The sequence below is a fragment of the Frankia umida genome (assembly GCF_023242945.1).
Classification (GTDB): Bacteria; Actinomycetota; Actinomycetes; order Frankiales; family Frankiaceae; genus Frankia; species Frankia umida.
In genome coordinates, this window is the sequence record NZ_JALKFT010000083.1 from 1 (window position 1) to 1,800 (window position 1,800).

Consider the following 1,800-nt stretch of genomic DNA (forward strand, 5'->3'; position numbering starts at 1 on the left):
CGTGGTGAGCGATGAGGGAAAAGGCGCACGTGATGCGTCAGGTGGGGTCCAGGAAGGCGTTGCATTGAAAGTCCCGTGAGGGATTCACCGTTTGATAGCGTCGTTATTTAGAGAAGTGGCATCAAAACCGGGTGTTACTGCTTGGCCCGGGATGAGCCTGGTGGTTGCCCGGATTGCTGGCCAGGTGGTGCCCGGCGCAGAGGTGGCGCGAGCCTGGACTGCGGCTTTCGTACGGAACGTGGGATGGCGTGCCCTGAAACTGCCGTTTTATAAAGGGCGGCGAGAGGGAGAGTTCCAAGCGTTTGAACCGTGAGGAATTGAGTACCGTCGTGGGGCGCGCAGGCGGACCAGCTCGTAGTAGCGGCGAAGTTCCTGCTTGATGCGGTGGGAGCGGAGCGAAGGGGCTGGCTTGTCCGTGGTTCGTTTGCAGGGTCAACCAGCGTGGCTGGGAGGAATCAGGTGAGCGGGCAGGTATCACCAGAAAAGCCGTTCGGCATTTCCAAGTGGGAGGTGTGGCAGGCATATCGGAAGGTGGCGGCCAACAAGGGCACTGCCGGAGTCGACGGGGTCGGCCTGGCGGAATTCGAGTCCGATCTGAAGGGAAACCTGTACAGGATCTGGAACCGGATGTCGTCGGGCTCGTACTTCCCGCCTCCGGTAAAAGCGGTGGAGATCCCTAAGGCGCATGGCGCGGGAACCAGGATGCTCGGCGTTCCTACCGTAGGTGACCGGATTGCGCAGACCGTGGTCGCAACCCGACTGGAGAGCGTGGTGGAACCAAAGTTCCACCCGGACTCCTACGGGTACCGACCCCGGAAAGGCGCGCTGGACGCCGTGGGGAGATGCCGGCAGCGGTGCTGGAAGTACGACTGGGTCATAGACCTGGACGTGCGGAAGTTCTTCGACACCGTCCCCTGGGACCGCATCATCGCGGCCGTCGAGGCAAATACCACCTTGCCCTGGGTGATCCTCTACGTGAAGCGGTGGCTTGCCGCTCCCATCAGGATGCCCGACGGAACGCTGGCGGAACGCGACCGCGGAACCCCACAAGGATCCGCGGTCAGCCCCGTACTCGCCAACCTGTTCCTGCACTACGCGTTCGACCTGTGGATGGCCCGGGAGTTCCCGGCCTGTCCTTTCGAACGCTACGCCGATGACGCGGTCGTGCACTGCAAGTCCCTGGCCCAAGCCAGATTCGTGCTGGACAGGCTGCGGAAGAGGCTGGAGCAGGTCGGTGTCAGCCTGCACCCGGAGAAAACCCGGATCGTGTACTGCAAGGACGGGAAAAGACGTGGCTCGCATGAGCACACCGAATTCACTTTCCTTGGCTTCACCTTCCAGGCGCGAGGGGTGCGGGCAAAGAACGGGAACGTGTTCACCGGGTTTGTCCCGGCGGCCAGCAAGGACGCCATCAAGAAGATGAGCAAGAAAGTGAAGTCCTGGCGGCTTCACACGCTCACCGGCCACACCATGGGCGGGATCGCCCGTGCGGTCAATCCCGTCATCCGGGGCTGGATGCAGTACTACGGTGCCTTCTACAAGACCGAGCTGTATTCGCTCCTCTACCGCATCAGTGCAAATCTGCTGCGGTGGATACGAAAGAAGTACCGACGGCTGAGGACCTTCGCCAAAGCGCACCAGGCGTGGAAGAGGATAACCTCGCAGTACCCGACGCTGTTCGCGCACTGGCAGTGGATCCACGGCTTCTGGTGAGAAGGACAAGAAGAGCCCGGTGACGCGAGAGTGTCACGCCGGGATCTGCGGGAGCCCGGGGGTGCGATTCCCCCGGGCCACCCGACC

1 protein-coding gene is annotated in these 1,800 nt (G+C 62.3%); it reads left to right on the top strand.

Annotated elements, in window-relative coordinates; all coding sequences use genetic code 11:
- The first annotated feature begins 459 nt into the window (after positions 1-459).
- Positions 460-1,713 carry a group II intron reverse transcriptase/maturase gene (gene ltrA / locus MXD59_RS25845; RefSeq protein WP_248822372.1) on the top strand — a complete coding sequence of 418 codons (1,254 nt, stop codon included), beginning with the start codon at positions 460-462 and terminating at the stop codon, positions 1,711-1,713.
- The last annotated feature ends 87 nt before the right edge of the window (positions 1,714-1,800 follow it).